General features: G+C 40.1%; 10 protein-coding genes. 4 read left to right on the top strand and 6 right to left on the bottom strand.

The genetic code is table 11. The features are described 5' to 3' along the window. From FC24_RS08965 to FC24_RS08955, 3 genes are all read left to right on the top strand, one after another. On the top strand, positions 1-692 hold a 692-nt coding region (locus tag FC24_RS08965), incomplete at its 5' end, for a hypothetical protein (protein ID WP_235807366.1). A 100-nt stretch (positions 693-792) separates the two neighbouring features. Next, a complete protein-coding gene (locus tag FC24_RS08960) occupies positions 793-1614 on the top strand; it encodes a DUF3114 domain-containing protein (protein WP_057874547.1) in 822 nt (273 codons plus the stop codon). 67 nt (positions 1615-1681) lie between these two features. Next, the gene (locus FC24_RS08955; protein WP_057874546.1) at positions 1682-2356 is read left to right on the top strand and encodes a DUF975 family protein; all 675 of its coding nucleotides are present in this window, start codon (positions 1682-1684) and stop codon (positions 2354-2356) included. Positions 2357-2395: 39 nt separating this feature from the next. Here FC24_RS08955 and FC24_RS11910 read toward each other — a convergent pair whose 3' ends face one another. Together FC24_RS11910 and FC24_RS08950 are read right to left on the bottom strand one after the other, a co-directional pair. After that, the gene (locus tag FC24_RS11910; protein ID WP_268872305.1) at positions 2396-2527 is read right to left on the bottom strand and encodes a hypothetical protein; all 132 of its coding nucleotides are present in this window, start codon (positions 2525-2527) and stop codon (positions 2396-2398) included. Positions 2528-2556: 29 nt separating this feature from the next. After that, positions 2557-2811: a hypothetical protein gene (locus FC24_RS08950; RefSeq protein ID WP_057874545.1), complete on the bottom strand. Its 255-nt coding sequence runs from the start codon at positions 2809-2811 to the stop codon at positions 2557-2559. A 324-nt stretch (positions 2812-3135) separates the two neighbouring features. Between FC24_RS08950 and FC24_RS11520 the strand changes: the two genes are divergently transcribed. Further along, the gene (locus FC24_RS11520; RefSeq protein ID WP_157059114.1) at positions 3136-3273 is read left to right on the top strand and encodes a hypothetical protein; all 138 of its coding nucleotides are present in this window, start codon (positions 3136-3138) and stop codon (positions 3271-3273) included. Between the two features lie 46 nt (positions 3274-3319). Here FC24_RS11520 and thrC read toward each other — a convergent pair whose 3' ends face one another. The 4 genes from thrC to map all read right to left on the bottom strand — a co-directional run bounded on the left by thrC (position 3320) and on the right by map (position 8425). Continuing rightward, complete coding sequence (thrC, locus tag FC24_RS08945; protein WP_057874544.1) at positions 3320-4807, bottom strand: threonine synthase; 1488 nt, start codon at positions 4805-4807, stop codon at positions 3320-3322. 227 nt (positions 4808-5034) lie between these two features. After that, positions 5035-6633, bottom strand: a complete 1599-nt coding sequence (locus tag FC24_RS08940) for an Nramp family divalent metal transporter (RefSeq protein WP_057874543.1) — start codon at positions 6631-6633, stop codon at positions 5035-5037. A 403-nt stretch (positions 6634-7036) separates the two neighbouring features. Continuing rightward, a complete protein-coding gene (locus FC24_RS08935) occupies positions 7037-7285 on the bottom strand; it encodes a hypothetical protein (RefSeq protein ID WP_057874542.1) in 249 nt (82 codons plus the stop codon). Positions 7286-7633: 348 nt separating this feature from the next. Beyond that, positions 7634-8425, bottom strand: a complete 792-nt coding sequence (gene map, locus FC24_RS08930; RefSeq protein ID WP_057874541.1) for a type I methionyl aminopeptidase — start codon at positions 8423-8425, stop codon at positions 7634-7636. Positions 8426-8444 lie beyond the last annotated feature (19 nt).

Here is an 8444-nt window from a genome sequence, read left to right as displayed (position 1 = left end):
GATACATATTATATGTACGAAGGCATTTCATTTACACAAGATTCTTGACGCTACCGCTTATTCATTGGCATTTTATTACGATTTCTGGTCATATTGATTTAGTTGTATTTATGACCAGTATGTGGAAACTTTTAATGATGTTAGGATTACCATTAATTTTCTTTACTTATTTAAGTGCAAGTATACTTGGTTCAGAAACGATTGATGGGCAAATTCTATTAGAAATCTTAAGGGTGAGTTCTAGAAAGCAATTAATTCAAGCAAAGTTTATAACGATGATCTTATTAGTGACTGCTGTTTTCATGCTTAATATGGGCTTTTCTTGTTTGTTTTATTTTACTTTAATGATTCCATCTGGTAATGCGGCAATGGTTAGTAGATTTAGTTTACAGTTATTGTTGATCAGCTTTTCTGATTTAATTTTTTTAATATTAATGATTGCAATTGCCTTTTTCTTTGCGATTGATAAAAATAGCTTTCAAGCTACACTTTTTACGTTAGGTGTTTATATTTTTTTGATGTTTCTAGCTAAAATTGATGGTTTAAACGTTTGGATGCCAGGTTATTTTTCATTAACTAATAGTCCGCAATTCTCAGTTCCTTGGTTTATTTATCATTTAGGATTGAATATCTTTTTTATTTTATTTTTCTTCAATTATACGACTAGAAAATTTATCAAGAAGCAATTCTAAATAGCAGTCACTTAAAATTTTTGCCCGCACTGTTAACAAATGCTAAACTATTGCCAGCATGAAGGTTATCAAGCTAAATATTGGGTGAAGGAAGTGCACGATGACTGTTCAACGTTTACCCCAAAACACATTAATTGGCGAACCAACATTTAATACGGCTTTAGCACAATTGCTGAACAATCAACCGCAATCTGCTGAGGCACAAGCTATTTTGTGGGCAGTTTTACAGCGATTACAGGCTAAGTTAAATCAGCAGGCAGATTTAGAAATTCAACCTTGCTTTACATCGGCCTTACAACCTAATTCGTCATTTTGGCCTTTATTCAGTCAAGTGGTTCAACGCGCTTTTCCAATGGGATTAGGCCATACGGCACAACCTGAATTAGCCCGGATGATTCATCAGTTACGTTACTATTTTGATGTGATTAATGTTGTTTATTTAAGGCGGCGGTTTCCCGATGCCAAAAATGATTGGGCACGTTTGCTTGCTTATGATCGTTGGTGCCACCAACAGGGCTTGCCTGTGAGCCAAAGTGCAGGGGCGCGGCTGCACAATAAATATGACCGTCAGACTGGAATTCCTATCAGTGCAGGATGGAACATTAAGCGTCTGTATGGATTTCACGTGGAATTTATTTTAGATTGGGCAGGCAATTTTTTATTTATCGATCCTACGCACCAACAAAACCCGGTTCCAGCACTCATCAATACTAGTTCCTTTAACTATGCTAATCGGAATGACAGGCAACATATGCAGTTAGATGTGCATTTTAATTCCCCAGCGGAACGGCACGGCCGCTCAAAAGATCCTTTTCAGCGTCGACAGCTGATGCCTTGGGTTGAAGCGCCTAAAAAGCGCCAAATTTACCAAGCGTATCAGCGCCAATTTTCCTATCAGTGGCAACGGGTAACTAACAGTTAATATTTCCCCCAGCTCAGAATTTCAGTTATACTAGACTCTGAAACTAATTGTTGGGAGCGAAAATTAAATGTCAAAAACGCGCGCAGAATTGAAAGCAGAGGCTAAAGCGCTGTTGCACGGCCGCTGGCGCACCGGAATTTTACTGAATTTAATCCCATTATTATTATCATTGGTCCTAGTGGGGATCATCTTTTCCAGCGGTATGGTCTATGATGACAAAAGCTTTTTAAGCCGCTTATTTAAAATTGTGAGCCAATTGGTCATTACTTTGGCAAGCATTGGCGTGACATTGACATTTGTACGCTGGTTACGCAATCCGCAACAAAAGATCAAGCCATTACAAGATTCATTATTTGTCTTTAATAGCGACTGGTTTTTGCCTGTTTTGACGCTGGTAATTATCATTAATTTATTTGTTTCGTTGTGGACAATGTTATTTATTATTCCAGGAATTATTAAAGCATTTGCTTACCGGCAAACTTATATGGTTTACCAAGATGTGCGCTTGGCTGGCAAACAACCAATCAGTCTGCTGGCAATGATTACCCGAAGCCGGCAATTGATGTATGGTCATAAAATGGATTACTTTTTATTGGTATTAAGCTTTTTAGGTTGGGATTTATTGGGAGTTTTGACTTTAGGCATCGGCTTTTTATGGATTGCGCCTTATCAAAATGCCACCTATGCAGCATTTTATAATGATTTAGTCAAAACACAAGTGAAACAACAACCGATGATGTAATGCAAAAAGCAGTGGCAAATGATTTGCCACTGCTTTTTATTATTTATGATTTTCTTTCTGATGTAAAAGTGGTGATCGTTTGGTTTGATGGTTGATCCACAAAACACTAGCTTGACCAAGAAAAATTGGGGTAAAAATAGCAACAAGAATGGTTTCGATTAATTTTAACATGGGTCAACACTTCCTTTGTGAATTGAGATTTAGGCTGTTGGCGTGGGAACTAGCCAATCAAAAGAGAGTAATTGGTGAAAATGACGCCCAACAGGAATCCATAACCCGGCTTGTAAAATGTTTTTAAGTGCTGCCCAAAAAAGTGGGTCAGTCCGTTGTTTTTCAGAAATATTTACGTTAATTAAATTACCATCTTCGCCTTGCGCGATGATTTGCGGATAATGAACAGCAACCAGCTGGGCAGTAATAATGTTTTGCATTTCTTTTTTGTAATCAAGAATCATATTGCTCATCCCTTGCTTTAATGATTAAACCCAGTGTAACGACCACGGCTTAAATAAAACCTAAAAAAAGATGAGGAAAAAGTAAAGAGTGCTGCCGCAAGCGGTTAGCTTCTGAGTACTAACGTAAAATAGCGAGTTATTCACGGAGTGAATGGCTCGCTATTTACAGTTAGACGGAAGAAGTTGCTTGCGGCAGCACGTTTACGGCAGTGATGGTGATTAATTGCATAAAAGAGATTGAGTATTAGCCTAGTTTAGGTGCTGATTTGCGTAGCAAATTGGTACCTAAACGTAGCTACTATTCCACAGAAAAGGGTGATTTTCGTGCCGAAAATCTTTCATGTTCCAGACGTTGGCCATTCAACTACGGCACAAACCACCGAGTTGAACCATGGCAAACGGAAACAGCTGTCTGTTCCAGTACGTTTACGGCAGCGATGGGAAACTTCTAATAATGCATAATAAAAAAACCTGCACCAGCAGTTGCTGGTGCAGGTTTAAATTTTAGTTAAGCATGTAGCCGTAAAACATCAATAATAGTTTGGTACATTTTGTCTGGTGTTGTGGTCCATTTTTGTAAGGCAGGTGCGCCGATTAATTTGCCCAGTACGTCTGGTAATGGCAAATTAATGAAATCAGCTAGTCGTTGCGCGGCTAGAATGCCATCTTGACTTTCACGTTTACCAGCTAAAGCCGCTAAAATTGTGTTCGGGAATTTGAATGGACTGGCGGTGGCTAACGTAATGGTCAATGTTTTGTCGTTTGTTTGCTGATGATATTGCCGGGCAACTGCGGATGCAACGGCCGTGTGCGGATCGATGGTGTATTGATTTTCACGGAATATCCGGTTGATTTCCTTGGTAATTGCGGCATCATCAGCTGAGCCAGCATAAAAACTAGTTAGTTCGGCGAACATGGCTTGGTTGATTTCGTAATGTCCAGTAGTGATTAATGTGGTCATTAAGCGCTTGGTTTGTTCTGGATTATGCCCAGTTAACCGGAATAATAACCGTTCCAAATCACTGGCAATAAAAACATCTAAAGCAGGTGCAGAGGTAGCGTAGAATTTACGATTAATATCGTAAGTGCCAGTTTGGAAAAAGTGACTGAGAACATCGTTGCGGTTAGTTGCACAGATAAGTTTATTGATTGGGACGCCTAATTGTTGGGCGTAGTAACCTGCTAAAATGTTGCCAAAATTACCAGTAGGGACACTGAAATTAATTTTAGTGCCTAAAGTAATCGTTTTTTGGTTTAATAACTGCGTATAAGCGTAGATATAATAAGCGATTTGGGGAATGAGAACGCCAATATTCAATGAGTTTGCGGCGGCTAGTTGATAATGATTGCGGGCTAATTGTTGCCGGAGTTCTTGGTCGTTTAATAATAATTTAACCTGTGTTTGTGCTTGATCAAAATTGCCGGCTAAAGCAATGGCGGCAGTATTATTGCCAGTTTGAGCCACTAGTTGTTGCTTTTGAATCGCACTGATATCTGCTTCTGGGTAAAAGCTGAGTGCTTTAACACCAGTCACACCAGCAAAGTTAGTTAATGCGGCTTTACCGGCAGCGCCAGTTGTCGCAGTCAGCACGACTAAATCTTTATCACTGGTTTGCTTTTGCGCTGCTGTCAATAAAAGTTGCGGTAAAAGCGCCATGGTTAAGTCTTTAAAAGATAAAGTCGGCCCATGAAATAATTCCAAAAAATAGCCGTCTTGTGATTTTCTTAAAGGGGCGATGGTTGATTGCTGCGCATAAGCTTGGTTAATGCAATCACGCAATTCTTCAGCAGTAAAGTCGCTGAAGAATGCCTGCATGACTTGGTAGGTAATTTCTTGATAAGAAGCGGTACTTAGTTTTGCAAGATCTAAGTTTAAATCAGGCAGATCAACTGGAACGTACAGGCCGCCATCTTGCGGTAAGCCTTGCAAGATTGCTTGTGAGGCGGTAACCGTATGGCCAGTTTGATCGCGTGTGCTTCGATAAAGTGTTTCCATATTGATTCTCCTACAAATTTCATTTCGCGATAATTTTTTAGTCAGTTTAACTACTCAAATCATACCATATTGCACCGACTGTGATTCAGTTGGGGCATAACTTTAATGAATTTGTGAAACTATACTAGGTTATTTGCTAATAAAAAATGGGCGTAACTCACATGAGTGAATTACGCCCATTCTGTCACTGTACCGAAGCAGTTGAGTACAGTCACTATTTAATATCACTATTCTTTAGTGTTTTCTTGTGCTTCTTTTTCAGCTAAGGCAGCTAAATTTGCTTCATGGCGTTTGTTGCCTTGGTAAAGATCATAGACGGTCCAAGCTAGCAAAGCCAGCACTGCTGCAATGAGAATATAGGCGATGTTATCTGCCATGACCACTTCACTTGCAGTTGGGTGATCGCCAAAGAAGGCTTCGATCTGCCCAGGCAAACCGATTAAGTTCAAGTAAGTCAAACCGACGACAGAAATCCAGCCTAGCACTTTAACCCACCATGAGTTTTTAAACCTTGCCCCCATTTCAGCACGGCTATTGGTCATCATCAACAGCGGCACCATAGAAAACGGCAAGGCAAATGCCAGGAAGACCTGTGAATTATTCATCAGCGTATTCAGCGCCGTATGCTCATCAATTGCACTCTTTCCGCTAGTCATCATGACACAGATGATAACTGGAATCACGGAAATCAACCGTGTCACTAAACGCCGTAACCACAGTGGCATCCGCATATGGATGAATCCTTCCATGATCACTTGACCCGTTAAAGTACCAGTAATGGTTGAGTTTTGACCGGAAGCTAACAGGGCAACGGCAAAAAGAACGGACAAAATACCAGATTTAGCAACGCTGATTAACACACCGTTACTTAAAGTCGATGTATCGGATAAAGCTTCGTATAAACCAAAGAATGATGGGTCTTTGACGGCACCTGTTTTGAAAACGGCAACCCCCATAATCAGTAATAACGCATTGACAAAGAAAGCTGCGGTTAACTGGATGTTTGAGTCCCAGCTGGTAAAGCGAACTGTCCGGGCAACATCTTCTTCGTCTTTATGGTTAATTTTACGCGTCTGGGAAATCGCAGAGTGTAAATACAGATTATGCGGCATTACCGTGGCACCGATGATCCCTAAAGCGCCAGTCAAAGGTGTTTGGCCACCAATTTCAGGCTTACTGGAGAAGGTTTCAGCGTTCGGAATTAAACCGGTAAAAACGCCACCCCAGTCTGGTTTTGATAACGCAACTTGATAAACGAACACTAATAAAATAACTAAAATCAAACAAACAACGATTGCTTCAATTTTCCGAAAACCGACTTTGGTTAATAATAGCAGTAACAAAACATCTAAAACAGTAATAAAGACGGCAATCATTAACGGAATATCAAATAATAGGTATAACGCAATCGCTGCACCGATAACTTCGGCGATGTCTGTCGCCATAATTGCTAACTCAGTTAAAATCCATAACACAATGCCTAAAGGCCGGCTAGTGCGCGCACGAATAGCTTGGGCTAAATCCATCTGACTTACGATGCCAAGTTTAGCTGCCATATATTGAAGTAACATTGCAATTAAACTTGACATTAAGATGACGGACATTAATAAATACTGGAAATTTTGACCACCGGTAATTGATGTTGACCAGTTACCGGGATCCATATAACCAACGGCGACTAACGCACCTGGGCCAGAATACATAAAAAGCGTTCGCCAAAAGCCTTTTCCTTTAGGAACCTCGACAGTACCGTTGATTTCCTCCAGTGAAGGGCCGTTCGCGTATTCAATCAATTTATGCTTACGCGGTGTTTCGTTTTCACTCATGTGATTTTCACGCCTTTCAATTTTTTCAGTCCAACAGACTATTGCCATTGTACAACAGAAACTAAATAATTCAACTCATTTTTTAGGTAAACCAAATAAATAAATCTCAAATTCCGACTCTTAAATTGTCATTGATAAGTTTGCAGGAAAAGTAATTGATAGTATAGGATTACATGGTGTTTTCAAAATTTAAAAAAGAAGGAAAATTATCAAAGCTTGTCATGCCACAAGCTCACCTTTCTTTTTCTGAAAGCGAAAATGGTTATCAAAATACAAACCGTACGTGTGACATAAAATGGTAACTATTACTTGTTAAGCCATGGTTATAAAATAATGTTTGCTAGCAAAAAAGGGCTGCAACAAAAGTGTTACTTTTGTTACAGCCCCTAAAAGTAGGAAGTGCTTAATCTAGGTATTGGTTGATTGCCTTTTGTAAATCATGAATTTCTAGCATGTTAATCTGCGGGAAAATTTTAAAGATAAAGGATGCAAAGGTGTCATGATGGTACTTATAGTTCATTTTGCCAATTGAATAACTTGTATTGGCATGGCGGCGGCGAACTTCTAAGTCATAACTAGCTTCAGGACGAAGAACAAGATAAGTATCAGCGTTTACTGGAATAGTGGTCATATCTGTGTTGGTGGTTGGCATAATCGCTTCAGCTTCTTTCTATGTGATAGCTCCATCATACAAACTTACGTTCCCGTATGTCAACCGGCCATTTTGCTAAAAATGTTCGCTTAATCTGCTGCGGGACTAGCGACATGAAGGTTCTAACAAAAAAGCCACGGATTAAAATTATTTTAACCCGTAGTTTTCAACATTGTGTTCTTGTTTTAGTGGTTAGGTCATTAAGTGCTTTTGGTGTGATTGCTTAAATGTGGTTTAACCAGCAGCTTCTTCCGTCTAGCTACAGAAAACCGGACAATCCGCTTCGCGAATCATCCAGTTTTCTTAGGCTAATACTCAACAGCTAAGCGTCTGTTCCAGCACTCTTTTTTATAAATATTTTGCGTCTTCTTTTGGATCTTGTGAGGTTAAAATCTTTGGGCCTTCTTTGGTGATAGCTAGTGTGTGTTCGTATTGTGCGGCCATGGAGCCATCTGCGGTAGCGTAGTATTCCCAAGTGTCATGGGGAACTACTCGAGTGTCTAAGTGCCATGTACCCGTAGTGATCATTGGTTCAATGGTAATGGTCATGCCTTCACGTAACCGCAGGCCTTTACCGGCTTCACCGTAGTGGGGAACAGCTGGATCTTCATGGATGGTCGGTTGAATACCGTGGCCAATTAATTCCCGCACGTCACCCATACCATTTTCAACTTCGGTGTATTGTTGAATTGCGTGACCGATATCACCGATCCGATTACCAATAACTGCCTGATCGATTCCTAAATACAACGACTTTTTAGTGACTGCCATCAAGCGTTTGATTTCAGGTGAGACGTTGCCTACAGCGTAAGACCAGCAAGAATCACTTTCGTAACCGTCTAAGTTAACACACATATCAACTTTGACGATGTCACCGTTTTTAAGAATTAAGCCACGGCGCGGGATGCCATGAGCAACTTCATCGTTGACACTAACGCAAGTAGCGTATTTGTAACCATCAAAGCCCATTTCTGATGCAATTGCACCGTGTTCGCTAATGTATTTCCGCGCAAATTTTTCAATTTCCCAAGTTGATAAGCCTGGTTTGATAATGTCACGTAAACCTAAGTGGACACCGGCTAAAACGGCACCTGAACGCCGCATGCCTTCAATTTCCCGAGCTGATTTTAATGTAATCAAATGAATGCCTCCAAATTTA

The sequence above is a fragment of the Loigolactobacillus rennini DSM 20253 genome, from assembly GCF_001436505.1.
GTDB lineage: Bacteria > Bacillota > Bacilli > Lactobacillales > Lactobacillaceae > Loigolactobacillus > Loigolactobacillus rennini.
The sequence above is the reverse complement of the archived record's forward strand: the minus strand, read 5'-3'. Positions and strand labels throughout refer to the sequence as shown.